Genomic DNA, 15,911 nt, shown 5'->3' with positions numbered 1-15,911 from the left:
AGAATGCAGGTGGCGGGATGCGCGGGCGGCAGAATTGCCTTACCTCTTGGCTGAACCTAGATGAGACCGCGATGAAACTGCTTGTTGTCGAAGACGATACCACCACCAGCACCTATATCGCGCGCGGCCTGCGCGAAGAGGGGCATGCCGTGGATGTGGTGGCCGATGGCCGCGACGGGTTGGTGCAGGCCACCACCGGGCAATATGACGTGCTGATCCTTGATCGGATGCTGCCTGAGTTGGACGGGCTGACGCTGTTGAAAACCCTGCGCGGGGCGGGCAATGCCACGCCGGTGTTGCTGCTCACGGCGATGGGGGCGGTGGAGGATCGGATTGATGGGCTGAACGCCGGGGCGGATGATTATCTGGTCAAACCCTTCGCCTTTGGCGAACTGTCGGCGCGGGTGAACGCATTGGCACGTCGCCCGCAGGCGCTGGAGCAGGAAACGACCCTCCGCGCTGGCGACTTGACGATGGACCTCATCAGCCGCCGGGTAACGCGGGCCGGGCAGGACATCGATTTGCTGCCGCGCGAATTCGCTTTGTTAGAGCATCTGCTGCGCCGGAAAGGCCGGGTGCAAACGCGAACCATGCTGCTTGAGGCGGTCTGGGACATTTCCTTTGACCCGATGACCAATGTGGTCGAGACCCATATCAGCCGCCTGCGAGCCAAGGTCGACCGGCCCTTTGACAGCGAGTTAATCCAGACCGTGCGCGGCGCGGGCTATAGGATCGACGCGTGAAGGCGCGGCTGGCGGGGCTGTGGCGTTCGATGCCGCTGCGGTTGGCGCTTTTACTGGTGCTTTTGTTCACCATCGTCAGTCTTTTAAGCCTCGCCGCCAGCTATGCGGTCACGCAGCGGTCGTTCGAGCAGGCCATCCGCGCCGATCTAGCGCAGGACATGGCAGGCTTTCGCGCCGCCCCGGGCGCCTCGGCATTGGCGCGGCTGGTCGAGGCGGAATCGCGCGAGACTGATCCCAACCGGCTGATCCTTAGCTACATCGGTCCCAACGGACGCATCTATGGCAACGGGGCCATCGCGCGGGACAACGAGGGCTATCACATCGTCTCAATCGGCGCGGCGCGGGCGCAATATGACGGCGTTTACCTCACGCTCACCGACACGCTTTATGGCGGGCTTCTGACCATCGCGCGCAGCCGGGCCGAGATCACGGCCCTGCGCGAGGTTTTTATAAATATCTTGCTGGTGAGCCTGTTGCCCACGGTGCTGATCGCACTTTCAGGGGGGTTGATCCTTGCCCGACGATCCAAACGGCATGTCGAGGTGATCCGCGGCACGCTGGATCGGCTGACCACGGGCGATCTAACCGCGCGGGTGGCACCGGGTGCGCGCTGGTCGGACGACCTCCTGCGCATCGGTGAGGCGGTCAACCAAATGGCCCGGGCGCAGGAAACGTCGGTGGCAGCGCTGCGGCAGGTGTCGCTGGATATCGCCCATGACCTGAAAACCCCGATCCAACGTGTCTCGGTGCATCTGGACGATCTCGACAGGGCCGAGGCCACGGGCGAAAACAGAACCGAACCGCTGGCCCGTGCACGTGCCGAATTGGACGGCATCGCCGCGATCTTTCAATCTCTGCTACAACTCGCGCAGGTGGAGCAGGGCGATGCCCGCGCCCATTTCACCCCCGTCGATCTGACCGCGCTGTGCCGAACCATGGTCGAGCTTTATGAGCCCGCGGCGGGCGAACAGGGCAAGCGCCTGATCTGCACCCTGCCAAAGACGCCTGCCCATGTCACAGGCGACCGTGCATTGCTGGGTCAGATGATCGCCAATCTGATCGAGAATGCCCTGCGCCATTCTGGCGACGCCGAGGCGGTGGACATTTCGCTGGAACAGGCGGCGGGTCAGGTCACACTCAGTGTCGCAGATGGCGGCCCCGGCATTCCGGCGCAGGACCGCGACAAAGTGTTGCAGCGGCTCTACCGGCTTGATCGCAGCCGGGGCACGCCGGGCCATGGGCTGGGGCTGGCGCTGGTCGATGGGGTCGTGAAACTGCACCGGGCACGGCTGGAACTCATCGACAACGCGCCGGGGCTGCGTGTGGTGGTGACATTCGAGCGATAGGCGATCCGGCAGCGGCTGCGGCAATTTAGCCTGTGCCTCTACACCCCCCCGGTCCTATATAGGTCAGGAAACAACACGCGGGGGCTTCTCATGCTCGACGGTTACACCGCCGAAATCCTAGCGCGGGTGCAGTTTGCATTCACGGTTTCGTTTCATATCATCTTCCCGGCTTTCTCAATCGGGTTGGCAAGTTTTCTGGCCGTGCTTAACGCGCTTTGGCTGTGGAAACGGGAAGAGACCTATCTGAAGCTCTTTAACTATTGGAAGAAAATCTTTGCCGTGGCCTTTGGCATGGGGGTCGTCTCGGGCATCGTCATGTCCTACCAGATTGGCACAAACTGGTCGGTGTTTTCTGACAAGGCCGGGCCGGTCGTCGGGCCGCTCATGGCCTATGAGGTGCTTTCGGCCTTCTTTCTTGAGGCCGGTTTCCTTGGCATCATGCTCTTTGGCCGCAAACGGGTCGGCGATGGGCTGCATATGTTCGCCACAGCACTTGTGGCACTGGGCACGCTGGCCTCGGCCACATGGATCCTGTCGGTCAACAGTTGGATGCAGACGCCTGCGGGCTTTGGCATTAATGACGTCGGTCAATTCGTGCCCGAGGATTGGTGGGCGATCGTGTTCAACCCGTCCTTCCCCTACCGGTTGGTCCATATGGTGCTGGCGGCCTATCTGACCACGGCGCTGGTCGTGGGCGCGGTCGGTGGCTTGCACTTGCTGCGCGATCACGCCGACCGGGCCGCGCGGCGGATGTTCTCTATGGCGATGTGGATGCTTCTGTTGGTCACGCCGCTGCAAATTCTCGCGGGCGACATGCATGGCCTTAACACGCTGGAGCATCAGCCCGCCAAGGTCATGGCGATGGAGGGGCATTACGATAGCCACCCCGACGGTGCACCGCTGATCCTGTTCGGCATTCCGAACCCCGAGGAAAAGCGCATCGACTATGCCATTCAGATCCCCAAGCTGTCATCGCTGATCCTCAAACACGACCTGAACGCGCCCTTGGACGGGTTGGATACGATCCCGGACGAGGATGAGCCGCCGGTGGCGATTGTCTTCTGGTCCTTCCGTATCATGATTGCACTTGGCTTTGCCATGCTGGGGCTGGGTCTTTGGGCTGCGCTGGCGCGGCTGCGGGGGCGGCTCTATGATTCGCCGCTGTTGCATCGGCTGGCGCTGCTCATGGGGCCGACCGGCTTTGTTGCGGTGCTGGCAGGCTGGATCACAACAGAAGTGGGGCGTCAGCCCTTCACCGTTTACGGGCTGCTGCGGACCTCTGACAGCCTCGCCCCGGTCGAGGCGCCGGCGGTGGCAACCTCGCTTATTGCCTTTATCGTGGTGTACTTCTTCGTGTTTGGCGCGGGCACTTGGTACATTCTGGCCATGATGCGCAAACCGGTTGTAGATCGCGCGCTTGAAGACGAACGCGACGATGCACAAGACGATGGACCCGTGCTTGCTGTTGGCGCAGAAGCCGCCCATCGCGGCAAACCGAAGGAGAGCTGAGATGTTGGGATTTGAACTGTCGTTCATCTGGGCCGGGATCATCGCCGCTGCGGTGCTGATCTATGTCATCCTTGATGGGTTTGATCTGGGCGTGGGGCTGTTGTTCCCGATGACCAAGGATGAAGGCGAGCGTAACGTGATGATGAACTCGGTCGCGCCCATCTGGGACGGCAATGAGACTTGGCTGGTGCTGGGCGGCGGCGGGTTGTTCGCCGTCTTCCCGCTGGCCTATGCGGTGGTGATGCCTGCACTTTACATGCCGATCATCCTGATGCTCCTGGGCCTTATCTTTCGCGGCGTGGCGTTTGAGTACCGTTGGCGCACGAAGCGTTGGAAACCCCTTTGGGACATGGCGTTTTTTGGCGGCTCGCTGGTGGCCTCCTTCTGTCAGGGCATCGCTCTTGGCGCGCTGGTGCAGGGGATCGAAATCGAAGGCCGCGCCTATGCGGGTGGCTGGTGGGATTGGTTCACGCCCTTTTCGATCTTGACCGGCGTGGCCGTGACCGTGGGCTATGCTTTGCTGGGCGCGACATGGCTTAACATGAAGCTCGAAGGCCGCATTCAGGCGCATATGCGCCGTTTGGCATGGCCGCTGGCGGTGGCGACGCTGGTCTTTATGGGGTTGGTCAGCCTTTGGACCCCCTTCACCGATGCGGTCTACTTCGAGCGGTGGTTCGCGTGGCCCACCGCGCTCTTCAGCGGTTTGGTGCCGCTTTTGGTCGCGCTTGCGGCCTTTGGGATGCTGCGCGGTTTGCAACGCAAGGCTGACATTCAGCCGTTCCTCTGTGCGCAGGCGCTTTTTGTTCTGGGGTTCATCGGCATCGGGATCAGTTTTTATCCGCATATGGTGCCGCCAAGCCTGACCATCGCCGATGCCGCCGCCCCCGACGAAAGCCTTGCTTTCGCACTGGTCGGTACGCTGGTGCTGCTGCCCCTGATACTCAGCTACACCGCCTACGCCTATTGGGTGTTCCGCGGCAAGATCGACCCTGAGGAGGGCTATCACTGATGCGCCATTGGCTGAAACGTAGCGGCTGGTTCGTGGCGCTTTGGCTGGCCAGCGTGTTGCTGCTGGCAGTGGTTGCCTATGGCATCCGTCTGGTAATCATGCCGGGCTGACGCAGCGATGCGGCTTGCGGGCCTTGCCAAGGGCGCGCGCTTCTGGCCTCTTCGGGCCAAAGCAGCACGAAAGGACAGCCCGATGCGCGCCATGCAGGTCACCGCCTATGACGAACCGCTCACCCTGAAAGAGCTTGAGATGCCGATGCCGGGGCAGGGCGAGGTGCTGATCCAAGTCGATACCTGCGGGCTGAACTTTGGCGATTTGCTGATCATCAAAGGCACCTATCAGGAAAAGCCGCCGCTGCCCTTTACCTTGGGGATGGAAATGGCGGGCACGATCACCGCTCTGGGCGCGGGGGTCGAGAATTTGAAAGTCGGGCAGCGCGTGGCGGCCTATACCGGGTTCGACGGGCTGGCCGAATACGCCGCCATTCCCGCCGCAGTCTGCGTGCCGATCCCTGAAGAAATGAGTTCGGTCGACGCCGCCGCCTTCCTGATCGCCTATGGCACCAGCCATGTGGCGCTGGACTATAAGGCGCGGCTGCAGCCGGGCGAGCGGTTGCTGGTCTTGGGCGCATCGGGCGGCATTGGCCTGACGGCGGTGGAGCTGGGCAAACTGATGGGGGCCGAGGTGATCGCCGTGGCGCGGGGTGCGGACAAGCTCGCTGTCTGCAAAGAGGCGGGGGCCGATCATCTGATCAACTCCGAGACCGACGACATCCGCGCGATCGTCAAGGAATTGGGCGGGGCCGATGTGGTCTATGACCCGGTGGGCGGCGACCAGTTCAAAGCCGCCATGCGTGCCTGCAATCCCGAAGCGCGGCTGATCCCGCTGGGCTTTGCTAGCGGTGAGGTGCCGCAGATTCCGGCCAATATCCTGCTGGTCAAGAACCTCACCGCGCTGGGCTTTTACTGGGGTGGCTATGCCAAGATCAAACCTTCGGTGCTGACCGACAGTTTCGCCGAGCTGATCAAATGGTATGTCGCGGGCAAGCTGAAGCCCCATGTCAGCAACGTCATACCGCTGGAGCAGGCGAATGAGGCGCTGGCCCTGCTGCGCGACCGCAAGGCAACAGGCAAGGTGGTGGTGGAAGTGGCGCGCTAAGCGCGCCGCCCGCCCTGCAAACGGGTCACGCGCAGCGCCTTTTGGCGCTCGCGCAGATAGACGAACAGGCCCGAGGCAAGGATCAGCGCGATCCCGACCCAGACTTCCCAAACCGGCAGGTCACCGAAGATCACGAAACCCCAGAACACCGCCAGCGGCAGGCCAATGTATTCGAACGGGGCCACGGTGGCGGCATCCCCCAGCCGGTAGGCTTGGCTCAGGCAATAGCCGATCAGCGCGATGTTGAGGCCGATGCCGAGGAAGGTAAGGTAATCCTCCTGCGCCGGCCAAATCCACGCCCGCAGCAGGAACTGGAGCGAAGCACTGCTGCCCTCATCCACGAACCGCCCGTCACCAGCGATCAGGAAGAACCCAAGGGACACGGCAACGAAGGCGGCCTGAATATAGACCATCAAGGCCGAAGCTTTAGAGTTCACGCCCAGCTTACGGGTCATCAATTGGTTCAGCGCATAGGTCAGCGCCGCCAGTACCGGCAGCAGCAAGACCCAGCGGGAGACGTCGAGCGTCGCCGTCGAAGCCCATGGCCGCATCATGATGACCACGCCAACAAACCCCACGATTACGGCGCCAAGACGCAGCGGGCCGACCTTTTCGCCCAGAAGCGGGATCGACAGCAGGGTGATGAACAGGGGTGCGGCAAAGAACAGCGCCGTCGCTTCGGCCAAGGGCAGGACCGACAGCGCCAGAAAGAAGGACATGTTCGAGATCACGATCAGCAGCCCGCGCAGCAGATGCAGCCCCGGCTGGCGCGTCTTGAGCAGATGAAACCCGCCCTCAAGTTTGACCAGTACCAGCCCCAGAATGATCCCGATGGCCGAGCGCGTAAAAACGATCTGATGCAGCGGATAGCCGCCCGACAGACGTTTGATCAGCATGTCATTGACCGAAATCGCGGCCACGCCGAGAAGGATCAGCCCGATCGCCAGTCCGGCGCGGTTATGGGGAGTAGTTGTCATGGCAAAGACCTACCAGCCCGGCGCGTAACGTCCAGCGCTTTGACATTGGTTTGCGCAGAATTACCCGCTAGGCTGGGCGCATCGCTTTAAGGGAGAGCCAGCCATGCAGATGTCCGACACCCGTCAGATCGCCGCCACCCCAGCTGAGGTCTATGCCGCGCTGCTGGACCCTGAGATGCTGCAAACCTGCGTGCCCGGCGCGCAGGATGTGACTGGTTCGGTTGAAGAGGGGTATGACGCCACCGTCGTGCAAAAGGTCGGCCCGGTGAAGGCGACCTTTAAGGGGCACGTGACGCTCTCCGATTTGGTGCCGAACGAAGCGCTGACCATCACGGGCGAGGGCAAGGGCGGTGCAGCCGGTTTCGCCAAGGGCGGCGCAGAAGTGCGGCTGGCCGAAAAGGACGGCGGCACCGAGCTCAGTTACGATGTTGAGGCCAAGGTCGGCGGCAAGCTGGCGCAGCTTGGCAGCCGGATCATCGACGGTTTCGCCAAGAAAATTGCGGATCAGTTCTTCGACAATCTGCAATCTTCGCTCGAAGGTCCGACAGAAGAGACGGGCGAAAGCGCGGAAGCTGATGATGACGCCCCCGCCAAAAAGGGCTGGTTCGGCCGCGCCAAGACTTGAAGGCATCTGTTCACCGCCGCCAAAGCCAGTTAGGTTGCCCGCCTTACCAAAGCGGAGACGACCATGCCGACAATCGTGGATATTCAGAACCTGCGTAAATCCTACGCGGGCGGTTTCGAGGCGCTTAAAGGGGTCAATCTGGAGATTGAGCAGGGCGAAATCCTTGCGCTCCTAGGCTCCAACGGGGCGGGCAAGACGACGCTGATCTCGACCATCTGTGGCATCACCACCGCGACCAGTGGCAAGGTGACCGTGGGCGGCCATGACATTAAGGATGATTTCCGCGCGGCACGTTCGATGATTGGACTGGTCCCGCAGGAGATCAATTTGGAGCCCTTCGAGCGGGTGCTCAACACCGTGCGCTTCTCGCGCGGGCTGTTTGGCCGGCCGGCGGATGAGGCGGTGCTGGAGAAAATCCTGCGTCAACTTTCGCTCTGGGACAAGAAAGACAGCCAGATCCGTGAGCTTTCGGGCGGGATGAAGCGCCGGGTGCTGATCGCCAAGGCGCTGTCGCATGACCCAAAGGTGCTGTTTCTGGACGAGCCCACCGCGGGCGTCGACGTGGAACTGCGCAAGGACATGTGGGAGATCGTCGCAGGGCTGAAAGCCTCTGGCGTGACGATCATCCTGACCACCCATTACATCGAAGAGGCCGAGGCCATCGCGGACCGGATTGGCGTCATCGCCAAGGGCGAATTGCTGCTGGTCGAAGAGAAAGACGCGCTGATGGCGCGGATGGGCAAAAAACAACTCGAAGTGCAGCTTACCGAGCCGATCACCGAAGTCCCACTGACGCTGCAGTCGCCCGATGTGGAGTTGTCCGCCGATGGGCGGTCCCTGATCTATACCTATGACACCAATGCCGAGCGGACCGGCATCACCAAGCTGCTCTCGAAAGTCGCGGAAAGCGGTCTGGTGCTGCAAGACGTGGCGACACGGCAAAGCAGTCTGGAAGATATCTTTGTCGATCTGCTCAAGGAGGATGCGGCATGAACTGGACCGCGATCAAAGCCATCTACGCCTTTGAAATGGCGCGTTTCTTTCGCACCATCACGCAAAGCATCATCTCGCCGGTGCTGTCGACCTCGCTCTACTTCGTCGTCTTTGGCGCAGCCATCGGCAGCCGTATCGAAGAGGTCGAGGGCGTGAGCTATGGCGCCTTTATCGTGCCGGGGCTGATCATGCTCAGCGTCATCACGCAGTCGATCTCCAACGCCTCTTTCGGCATCTATTTCCCGAAATTTATCGGCACGGTCTATGAATTGCTCTCGGCCCCGATCAACTTTTTCGAGATCGTCATCGGATATGTCGGTGCGGCGGCCACCAAGGCGCTGTTCATCGGTACGATCATCCTGATTACGGCGTTTTTCTTTGTCGACATCACGATCCAGCATCCCATCGCCATGGTCGCTTTCCTGATCCTGACCTGCATCAGCTTCGCGCTGATGGGCTTTATCATCGGCATCTGGGCAGGGAATTTTGAGCAGTTGCAACTGGTGCCGCTCTTAATTGTCACGCCGCTGGTCTTCCTTGGCGGGTCTTTCTACTCGATCTCGATGCTGCCGCCGGTTTGGCAGGTGATCTCGCACTTCAACCCGGTGGTCTATCTGATCTCAGGCTTTCGTTGGGCATTTTTCGGCTCTGCCGATGTGCCGATCCTGACCAGCCTTGCGGCAATCGCGCTGTTCACGGCGCTTTGCCTCGGCGTGATCTGGTGGATTTTCCGCACCGGCTGGCGTCTGCGGGCTTGAGGGCTGCGAAACTTGGACGCCCGCCTTGTTTGCGCGGGGTGGGCGTTCTACATGAGAAGAATGAGAATTCGGCTGCCCTTCCTTAAATCCCCGCCCAGCGTTTCCGTGATCCGGCTTTCCGGCATGATCGGATCGCAGGGCCGCGCGGTGTTGAACGATGCCATCATGGGTCCGGTCATCGAAAAGGCTTTTGCCAAGGGCAAGCCTGCCGCTGTCGCGTTGGAGATTAACTCTCCCGGTGGCAGTCCGGTGCAATCATCGCTGATCGGCGCGCGCATTCGGCGGTTGGCGGAGGAAAAGAACATCCCCGTCATCGCTTTTGTCGAAGATGTCGCGGCCTCGGGCGGTTACTGGCTGGCGGCTGCGGCGGATGAGATTTACGCGGACCCAAGCTCGATCTTGGGCTCAATCGGGGTGATCTCGGCCTCTTTCGGGGTGCATGAGTTCATCCGGGAACATGGAGTTGAGCGGCGCGTCTATACGGCAGGGCAGAGCAAATCCATGCTCGACCCGTTCCGCCCTGAAAACCCCGAGGATGTTGCCCGGCTGAAGGTGCTGTTGGAAGACATCCACGAGAATTTTATCGACCATGTAAAGACACGCCGTGCGGGCAAACTGCCCGAGGGGCAAGACCTCTTCACCGGGGAAATTTGGCTGGCGAAACGCGCCGCCGAACTGGGGTTGATCGACGGTATCGGCCATCTGAAACCCCTGCTGAAAAAGCGCTTTGGCGAGAAGGTCAAACTGCGCCGCTACGGAGCGAAACGCGGGCTTCTGTCACGCTTTGGCGTACAGATGGTACAAGACGCAGTGCAGGGCATAGAGGAACGCGCAGCCTATGCGCGGTTTGGTCTCTAGCGCATGGTTTTTAAGATCGTTCTGCTCTTTCTGGTGGCCATGGGCCTTTTGGCTTGGTTTGGAAAAATGCATTGGCTAGGAGGCAAACGCCTGTCCCGGACCAAATGCCGTGACTGCGGACGTTACCGCATTGGCAAAGGCGATTGTGCCTGTAAGGGAGGGCGTTAATGCTGATGCCGTGGCTACTGTCGGGGCTTGGCCTCGTAATCCTGCTGTTCGCGGGGGATGCTCTGGTCAAAGGGGCGGTGAACCTGTCGCTGCGCCTTGGGGTGCCCGCGCTGATTGTTAGTCTGACGATCGTGGCCTTTGGCACCTCTGCGCCTGAACTGCTGATTTCGGTCAAGGCGATCTTGGACAACGCGCCGGGTTTGGCGCTTGGGAATGTCGTCGGGTCGAACACCGCGAACATCCTGATGGTATTGGGTATTCCGGCGTTGCTGGCGACGATGCACACCTCGGAATGCAGCACGCGTAAGACCTATAACCAGATGATCGCCGCCTCGGTCTTGTTCATCGCGCTGGCTTTCCGCGGGGTCTTTGACTGGATCGCGGGGCTGATCCTGCTCGCTGGGCTGGCCTATATGCTCTATGACGCCTTTGGCGACGCCAAGGATCACCGTCATGCCTGCCGGGCCGGTGCGGCGGATGATGACGAAGAGCCCGAAGGCGCGGACCCCAATATGGCCGGTTGGCAGATTGCGCTGTTCCTCATCCTTGGCCTGATCGGCTTGCCCTTGGGCGCAAGCCTTCTGGTGGATAACGCCACGATCATCGCCCAGACCTATGGGGTGAGTGACACAGTGATTGGCCTGACGCTTGTGGCCGTGGGCACATCGCTGCCGGAATTGGCGACCACCGTGATGGCCGCGCTGCGCCGTCAGGCGGATGTGGCGCTTGGCAACGTCATCGGTTCGAACATGTTTAACCTTCTTGCGATCATCGGCATCGCAAGTCTTGTTGGCCCGATTGAAGTCGACGAAGCCTTCTTGCGGATCGACCTTTGGGTGATGCTGGGCGCGTCGCTGTTGCTGATCCCCTTCGTCTATCTGGGGCGCGACATTACCCGGCTTTGGGGCGTGGTGCTCAGCGCGCTTTACGGGCTTTATTTGTTAATCATCCTGATCTGAGGAGGGCGGCAGATGCGGCGGGCATTGGTGACCGGGGCCGGGCAGCGTCTGGGCCGTGCCATGGCGCTGTATCTTGGGCAGCGGGGCTTTGACGTGGCGGTACATTATGCCACCTCGCGTGTTGGGGCCGAGGCGACCGCCGACGAGATCGCGGCCATGGGCCGCCGTGCCGTGGCCCTGCAAGCCGACCTTCTTGACGATGCCGCAGCCGCGGCGCTTTTGCCCCGCGCGGCAGAGGCGCTTGGCGGGCCGATTACCTGCCTTGTAAACAACGCTTCGATTTTCGAATATGACGATATCACCAGCGCCACCCGCGAAAGCTGGGACCGGCATATGGGCAGCAACCTCCGTGCGCCATTCGTGTTGACACAAGCGATGGCGGGGCAGGGGTTAAAGCCCGGAAAAGACCAAAACGGAGAGCCCCGCGCCGCCGGGCTGATCGTCAATATGCTTGACCAGCGGGTGCGGAACCTCACGCCAGAGTTCACGACCTACACGATCGCCAAGATGGGGCTTTGGGCCATGACGCGCAGCACAGCGCAGGCTTTGGCCCCGGCGATCAGGGTTAACGGCATCGGCCCCGGCCCGACGCTGAAGGGCAGTGCCCAAAGCACCGACGACTTCGCCGCACAGCGCCGCAACACGGTTCTAGCCCGTGGTTCAAACCCTGAGGATATCACAGCCGCACTGGGCTATTTCATCGATTCACCGGGGGTGACAGGACAGCTGATCTGCACCGACGGAGGGGAACATTTGCAGTGGAATACAAGCCCCAAAGGTCCCTTGACGTAAGCGCAATGCAGGAAGTTTTGCACGTTCTTAACGTATGTCACCAAACTGTTACCGAAACCTCTTTGTTTTCAGAGACTTGTTTCATGCGAGATAAAAAATACAGCAATAACAACGAATTATTGACGTGCTTAAAAAATGGGCAAATCAGAGAAGCCAGTCAAAAACAACGGAAATTCCTAGATGCCCAGAAGTTATCGTCAGACTTATCCACATGTTTGGTGGACATGTTAAAGCTTGCCCCCATTGCCGTCCTATTGCAGCGAAGCACGAGAATCAGCGCCTGAGATGACCACGCCAAACGACAGCCCTCCGCCGCAAGGCCGCCAAGTGATTCAGGCCTATCTGAAGTCGCTCGATTCCTCGCCGGGCGTCTACCGGATGCTCGATGCGGAAAGCCGTGTTCTCTATGTCGGCAAGGCGCGGAACCTGCGGGCGCGGGTGTCGTCCTACGCGCGGCCCACAGGACATTCGGGGCGCATCTCACGGATGATCGCCAATACCGCTTCGATGATGTTTCTGACCACAAAAACGGAAACCGAGGCGCTGCTTCTTGAGCAAAACCTGATTAAACAGCTCAAGCCTAAGTTCAACGTGCTGCTGCGCGACGACAAGAGCTTTCCCAATATTCTTGTCACCGCCGATCACGACTACCCGCAGATCAAGAAACACCGCGGCGCGAAGAAGGAAAAGGGCAGCTATTATGGCCCCTTCGCCAGCGCGGGCGCGGTGAACCGCACGCTGAACCAGTTGCAGCGGGTCTTTCTCTTGCGTGATTGCTCCAACTCGATGTTCGACAGCCGCACGCGGCCCTGTTTGCAGCACCAGATCAAACGCTGCTCTGCTCCTTGCGTCGGTAAAATCTCGGCCGAAGAGTATCGCCAGACCGTCCGCGATGCGGAGCGGTTTCTAAGTGGCAAATCGACCGAGATTCAGGGCCGTCTGGCGCAGGATATGGCCGAAGCGTCTGAGGCGATGGAGTTTGAACGCGCCGCCGCCCTGCGCGACCGGATCAAGGCGCTAACGCAGGTTCAGACGGCCCAAGGTATCAATCCGCAAGGGGTGAATGAGGCCGACATCATTGCGCTGCATATGGAAGGCGGACAGGCCTGCGTGCAGGTCTTCTTCATCCGCGCCAACCAGAACTGGGGCAACCGCGATTACTACCCGCGCGTCGGGGCCGATGTGGATGCCGCCGAGGTGCTGGAGGCGTTCATTGGCCAGTTCTACGATACCCGCGAGCCGCCACGGCAGTTGATCCTGAGCAATGAGATCGAAAACCCCGATCTGATGGCCGAAGCGCTGAGTGGCAAGATCGGTCGCAAGGTGGAACTGTTGGTGCCGCAGCGAGGGGAGAAGGCCGAACTGGTCGACGGTGCCCTGCGCAATGCGCGCGAAAGCCTTGCTCGCAAGATGGCCGAGACGGCGACCCAGACCAAGCTGCTACAGGGGCTGGCCGATGCCTTTGATTTGCCAAAACCGCCCGAACGGATCGAGGTTTACGACAACTCGCACATCCAAGGCACCAATGCTGTCGGCGCGATGATTGTCGCGGGCCCAGAGGGCATGATGAAAAACCAATACCGCAAGTTCAACATCCGTGGTGATGACCTGACCCCGGGCGATGACTTTGGCATGATGAAAGAGGTGCTCCACCGCCGCTTCAAACGGCTCATCAAAGAAGACCCGGACCGGAGCCGGGGCCTTTGGCCTGACCTGCTGCTGATCGACGGCGGCGCGGGGCAGGTGAGCGCCGTGGCCTCCATCATGGCGCAGCATGGGGTTGAGGATATTCCGATGGTCGGCGTGGCCAAAGGTATCGACCGTGACGCGGGCAAGGAGGAGTTCCACCGCGTCGGCAAGCGGGTCATGGCGCTGCGGCACAATGATCCGGTGCTTTATTTCGTGCAGCGTCTGCGCGATGAAGCGCACCGTTTCGCCATCGGTACCCACCGCGCGAAACGCGCCAAGGGGGTCAGCGCCACGCCGCTCGATGATGTGCCGGGCGTCGGGGCCGCGCGCAAACGCGCGCTTTTGGCGCATTTCGGCTCGGCCAAGGCGGTGGGCCGCGCGAACCTCAGCGACCTTAAGGCCGTTGATGGCGTGTCGGATGCGCTGGCAGAGACAATTTATGGATATTTCCATGAGAAGGGCTAGCGACGCGCCCGCCGAAGGGCAGACCGCTGGCGCGGTTTCGTCCTTTCAGCCGCGAACGGCGCAAGGTAGGATAACGTCATGAAATGGAATTTGCCCAATATCCTGACCCTGCTCAGGCTGGTCGCGGCGCCCGGTGTGGCGGTCATGTTTCTATATTTTACGCGTCCCTATGCCGACTGGTTCGCCTTGCTGCTCTTTGTCGGGGCGGCGGTGACGGATTGGTTTGACGGCTACCTTGCCCGCGCGTGGGCGCAGGAAACGAAACTCGGGGCCATGCTCGACCCGATTGCCGACAAGGCGATGGTCGTGATCGCGTTGATGGTGATCGTGGCCTTCTCCAGTTGGTCGCCGTGGCTGGTGCTGCCCGCTACGTTGATCCTGTTTCGCGAAGTCTTCGTTTCGGGCTTGCGGGAATATCTGGGCGATGTTGCGGGGACGCTAAAGGTCACCCAACTGGCCAAATGGAAAACGACGCTACAGATGATCGCCATCGCCGTGCTGTTTTCTCAGGGCGTATTCGAGCATTACCTCGGGATGAGCGTTTTCGGGATGGACCAGCAGATGATCGAAGCGATCCTCGATGGCGAGGTCGAAGATACTCTGGGGCTGGGCTGGAAACTCGCCGGGATGGAATGGGCCGGGCTGTTGGGGCTGGCGCTGTTGTGGGTCGCCGCCGTGCTGACCGCCATCACCGGCTTTGACTATCTGCGCAAGGCGCTGCCGCATCTGAAGGAGCCACGTTGATGGACGTTCTATATTTCGCATGGGTCCGCGAACGCATCGGCCTGCCCCGCGAACGGGTGGAGAGCACCGCTGCGACCGTGGCCGAATTGGTCGAAGAATTGCGTGGCCGAGAGGAACGCTACGAGATGGCGTTTTCTGATCTCTCCGCATTGCGCGTGGCTGTGGATCAGGAGTTGACCGATTTCGACGCCCCGCTCCAAGGCGCGCGCGAAGTGGCCTTTTTCCCCCCGATGACCGGGGGCTGACCGATGCGCGTTTTGGTGCAGGAAGACCCCTTTGATCTGTCCGAGGAGACCGCGCATTTCGCCAAGGGCGAGTGCGGCAGCGGTGCGATTGTGACCTTTACAGGCGTCGTGCGCGACAATGATGCAGGCACGCTGAGCGCGATGGAGATCGAACATTACCCGGGCATGACCGAAAAGGCGCTGCGCGAGATTGCGCAGCAGGCCGTTACGCGGTTCGAACTGCAAGATGCGCTGGTGATCCACCGTTACGGGCGGCTGGTGCCGGGGGAACAGATCATGATGGTCGCCACAGCGGCGCGGCACCGGCGTCATGCTTTCGAGGCGGCGGAGTTCCTGATGGATTACCTTAAATCCCGCGCGCCGTTCTGGAAGCGCGAGATCACTGCAGAGGGGGACACTTGGGTCGCCGCAAAAGACGAGGATGAGGCCGCGCTAGAGCGCTGGTAAGCGATCGCTTTAGGCGAAGCGCCCGCCTTTTTCTATGACTTCGATCTGATAGCCATCGGGGTCCGCCACAAAGAAGAACTTTGCCACAGTCTCCCCCGCAGGGCGAAAATCAACGATGTCACGCGGGGCGGCACCGGCTTCGATCGCGGTGTCGCGGGCGGCCTCAAGGTCTTCGACCACAAAAGCCAGATGGCCATAGCCGTCGCCCAAGTCATAGGGCGTGTCGCGGTCCTTGTTGACCGTCAGCTCCAGCTCGAAATCGCCCGCAGCATCGCGCAAGTAGATCAGGGTGAAGCTGTCGAAATCCAGCCTGTCGGCGATTCTAAGGCCAAACACGTCTTCGTAGAATTTCACTGATGCCGCCTCATCAAGGACGCGGATCATGGAATGGGCAAGTTTGGCCATGGGAGCCTCCGGCAGGGCGTG

The 15,911-nt window shown here is 60.9% G+C and carries 18 protein-coding genes; 16 read left to right on the top strand and 2 right to left on the bottom strand.

Annotation, left to right across the window (positions count from 1 at the left end; genetic code table 11):
- Positions 1 to 71 precede the first annotated feature (71 nt).
- The 6 genes from ACSQ16_RS16565 (at position 72) to ACSQ16_RS16540 (ending at position 5,765) form a co-directional block, all read left to right on the top strand.
- Entirely contained in the window at positions 72 to 743 is a 672-nt protein-coding gene (locus tag ACSQ16_RS16565; RefSeq protein WP_093927275.1) for a response regulator, read from the top strand.
- Entirely contained in the window at positions 740 to 2,089 is a 1,350-nt protein-coding gene (locus tag ACSQ16_RS16560; RefSeq protein ID WP_243262281.1) for a HAMP domain-containing sensor histidine kinase, read from the top strand. Before ACSQ16_RS16565 ends, ACSQ16_RS16560 begins: the two co-directional genes overlap by 4 nt.
- Positions 2,090 to 2,179: 90 nt before the next feature.
- Complete coding sequence (locus ACSQ16_RS16555; protein ID WP_243262282.1) at positions 2,180 to 3,598, top strand: cytochrome ubiquinol oxidase subunit I; 1,419 nt, start codon at positions 2,180 to 2,182, stop codon at positions 3,596 to 3,598.
- Position 3,599: 1 nt separating this feature from the next.
- Positions 3,600 to 4,607 (top strand): cytochrome d ubiquinol oxidase subunit II, encoded by a 1,008-nt coding sequence (gene cydB, locus ACSQ16_RS16550; protein WP_243262283.1) that lies wholly within the window; start codon positions 3,600 to 3,602, stop codon positions 4,605 to 4,607.
- Positions 4,607 to 4,717 carry a DUF2474 family protein gene (locus tag ACSQ16_RS16545; RefSeq protein ID WP_243262284.1) on the top strand — a complete coding sequence of 37 codons (111 nt, stop codon included), beginning with the start codon at positions 4,607 to 4,609 and terminating at the stop codon, positions 4,715 to 4,717. The genes cydB and ACSQ16_RS16545 overlap by 1 nt, the downstream gene beginning before the upstream one ends.
- A gap of 82 nt (positions 4,718 to 4,799) precedes the next feature.
- Positions 4,800 to 5,765 (top strand): NADPH:quinone oxidoreductase family protein, encoded by a 966-nt coding sequence (locus ACSQ16_RS16540; protein WP_243262285.1) that lies wholly within the window; start codon positions 4,800 to 4,802, stop codon positions 5,763 to 5,765.
- Here the strand turns inward: ACSQ16_RS16540 and ACSQ16_RS16535 are convergent.
- The gene (locus ACSQ16_RS16535) at positions 5,762 to 6,742 is read right to left on the bottom strand and encodes a DMT family transporter (protein WP_243262287.1); all 981 of its coding nucleotides are present in this window, start codon (positions 6,740 to 6,742) and stop codon (positions 5,762 to 5,764) included. The two genes, ACSQ16_RS16540 and ACSQ16_RS16535, sit on opposite strands and share 4 nt — an antisense overlap.
- Positions 6,743 to 6,845: 103 nt before the next feature.
- Here ACSQ16_RS16535 and ACSQ16_RS16530 point away from each other — a divergent pair, with 103 nt between their 5' ends.
- From ACSQ16_RS16530 to ACSQ16_RS16485, 10 genes are all read left to right on the top strand, one after another.
- On the top strand, positions 6,846 to 7,367 hold the full coding sequence (locus tag ACSQ16_RS16530; protein ID WP_243262288.1) for a CoxG family protein: 522 nt from the start codon (positions 6,846 to 6,848) through the stop codon (positions 7,365 to 7,367).
- Positions 7,368 to 7,430: 63 nt separating this feature from the next.
- The gene (locus ACSQ16_RS16525) at positions 7,431 to 8,360 is read left to right on the top strand and encodes an ABC transporter ATP-binding protein (RefSeq protein ID WP_243262289.1); all 930 of its coding nucleotides are present in this window, start codon (positions 7,431 to 7,433) and stop codon (positions 8,358 to 8,360) included.
- Positions 8,357 to 9,118: an ABC transporter permease gene (locus ACSQ16_RS16520; protein WP_067629772.1), complete on the top strand. Its 762-nt coding sequence runs from the start codon at positions 8,357 to 8,359 to the stop codon at positions 9,116 to 9,118. Before ACSQ16_RS16525 ends, ACSQ16_RS16520 begins: the two co-directional genes overlap by 4 nt.
- Before the next feature lie 60 nt (positions 9,119 to 9,178).
- Positions 9,179 to 9,976 carry a S49 family peptidase gene (locus ACSQ16_RS16515; RefSeq protein ID WP_243263119.1) on the top strand — a complete coding sequence of 266 codons (798 nt, stop codon included), beginning with the start codon at positions 9,179 to 9,181 and terminating at the stop codon, positions 9,974 to 9,976.
- A 167-nt stretch (positions 9,977 to 10,143) separates the two neighbouring features.
- Positions 10,144 to 11,103 carry a calcium/sodium antiporter gene (locus tag ACSQ16_RS16510; RefSeq protein WP_243262291.1) on the top strand — a complete coding sequence of 320 codons (960 nt, stop codon included), beginning with the start codon at positions 10,144 to 10,146 and terminating at the stop codon, positions 11,101 to 11,103.
- Between the two features lie 12 nt (positions 11,104 to 11,115).
- Positions 11,116 to 11,895 (top strand): SDR family oxidoreductase, encoded by a 780-nt coding sequence (locus tag ACSQ16_RS16505; protein WP_243262293.1) that lies wholly within the window; start codon positions 11,116 to 11,118, stop codon positions 11,893 to 11,895.
- A 285-nt stretch (positions 11,896 to 12,180) separates the two neighbouring features.
- The gene (gene uvrC / locus ACSQ16_RS16500; protein WP_243262294.1) at positions 12,181 to 14,049 is read left to right on the top strand and encodes an excinuclease ABC subunit UvrC; all 1,869 of its coding nucleotides are present in this window, start codon (positions 12,181 to 12,183) and stop codon (positions 14,047 to 14,049) included.
- A 78-nt stretch (positions 14,050 to 14,127) separates the two neighbouring features.
- On the top strand, positions 14,128 to 14,793 hold the full coding sequence (gene pgsA / locus ACSQ16_RS16495; RefSeq protein ID WP_093927059.1) for a CDP-diacylglycerol--glycerol-3-phosphate 3-phosphatidyltransferase: 666 nt from the start codon (positions 14,128 to 14,130) through the stop codon (positions 14,791 to 14,793).
- On the top strand, positions 14,790 to 15,038 hold the full coding sequence (gene moaD, locus ACSQ16_RS16490) for a molybdopterin converting factor subunit 1 (protein WP_093927058.1): 249 nt from the start codon (positions 14,790 to 14,792) through the stop codon (positions 15,036 to 15,038). Before pgsA ends, moaD begins: the two co-directional genes overlap by 4 nt.
- Positions 15,039 to 15,041: 3 nt before the next feature.
- Entirely contained in the window at positions 15,042 to 15,485 is a 444-nt protein-coding gene (locus ACSQ16_RS16485) for a molybdenum cofactor biosynthesis protein MoaE (RefSeq protein ID WP_243262296.1), read from the top strand.
- A 9-nt stretch (positions 15,486 to 15,494) separates the two neighbouring features.
- Here the strand turns inward: ACSQ16_RS16485 and ACSQ16_RS16480 are convergent, their stop codons facing one another.
- Positions 15,495 to 15,890: a VOC family protein gene (locus ACSQ16_RS16480; protein ID WP_243262297.1), complete on the bottom strand. Its 396-nt coding sequence runs from the start codon at positions 15,888 to 15,890 to the stop codon at positions 15,495 to 15,497.
- Between the last annotated feature and the right edge of the window lie 21 nt (positions 15,891 to 15,911).

The sequence above is a fragment of the Sulfitobacter sp. SH24 genome, from assembly GCF_965641895.1.
Classification (GTDB): domain Bacteria; phylum Pseudomonadota; class Alphaproteobacteria; order Rhodobacterales; family Rhodobacteraceae; genus Sulfitobacter; species Sulfitobacter dubius.
This window is presented reverse-complemented; position numbering and strand designations above follow the sequence as displayed.

Excerpts from the sequence above, each read along its gene's own strand:
- ACSQ16_RS16565 (WP_093927275.1), top strand. The coding sequence starts at position 72 with ATGAAACTGCTTGTTGTCGAAGACGATACCACCACCAGCACCTATATC.
- ACSQ16_RS16555 (WP_243262282.1), top strand. The coding sequence starts at position 2,180 with ATGCTCGACGGTTACACCGCCGAAATCCTAGCGCGGGTGCAGTTTGCA.
- cydB (WP_243262283.1), top strand. The coding sequence starts at position 3,600 with ATGTTGGGATTTGAACTGTCGTTCATCTGGGCCGGGATCATCGCCGCT.
- ACSQ16_RS16545 (WP_243262284.1), top strand. The coding sequence starts at position 4,607 with ATGCGCCATTGGCTGAAACGTAGCGGCTGGTTCGTGGCGCTTTGGCTG.
- ACSQ16_RS16540 (WP_243262285.1), top strand. The coding sequence starts at position 4,800 with ATGCGCGCCATGCAGGTCACCGCCTATGACGAACCGCTCACCCTGAAA.
- ACSQ16_RS16535 (WP_243262287.1), bottom strand. The coding sequence starts at position 6,742 with ATGACAACTACTCCCCATAACCGCGCCGGACTGGCGATCGGGCTGATC.
- ACSQ16_RS16530 (WP_243262288.1), top strand. The coding sequence starts at position 6,846 with ATGCAGATGTCCGACACCCGTCAGATCGCCGCCACCCCAGCTGAGGTC.
- ACSQ16_RS16525 (WP_243262289.1), top strand. The coding sequence starts at position 7,431 with ATGCCGACAATCGTGGATATTCAGAACCTGCGTAAATCCTACGCGGGC.
- ACSQ16_RS16520 (WP_067629772.1), top strand. The coding sequence starts at position 8,357 with ATGAACTGGACCGCGATCAAAGCCATCTACGCCTTTGAAATGGCGCGT.
- ACSQ16_RS16515 (WP_243263119.1), top strand. The coding sequence starts at position 9,179 with ATGAGAATTCGGCTGCCCTTCCTTAAATCCCCGCCCAGCGTTTCCGTG.
- ACSQ16_RS16510 (WP_243262291.1), top strand. The coding sequence starts at position 10,144 with ATGCTGATGCCGTGGCTACTGTCGGGGCTTGGCCTCGTAATCCTGCTG.
- ACSQ16_RS16505 (WP_243262293.1), top strand. The coding sequence starts at position 11,116 with ATGCGGCGGGCATTGGTGACCGGGGCCGGGCAGCGTCTGGGCCGTGCC.
- uvrC (WP_243262294.1), top strand. The coding sequence starts at position 12,181 with ATGACCACGCCAAACGACAGCCCTCCGCCGCAAGGCCGCCAAGTGATT.
- pgsA (WP_093927059.1), top strand. The coding sequence starts at position 14,128 with ATGAAATGGAATTTGCCCAATATCCTGACCCTGCTCAGGCTGGTCGCG.
- ACSQ16_RS16485 (WP_243262296.1), top strand. The coding sequence starts at position 15,042 with ATGCGCGTTTTGGTGCAGGAAGACCCCTTTGATCTGTCCGAGGAGACC.
- ACSQ16_RS16480 (WP_243262297.1), bottom strand. The coding sequence starts at position 15,890 with ATGGCCAAACTTGCCCATTCCATGATCCGCGTCCTTGATGAGGCGGCA.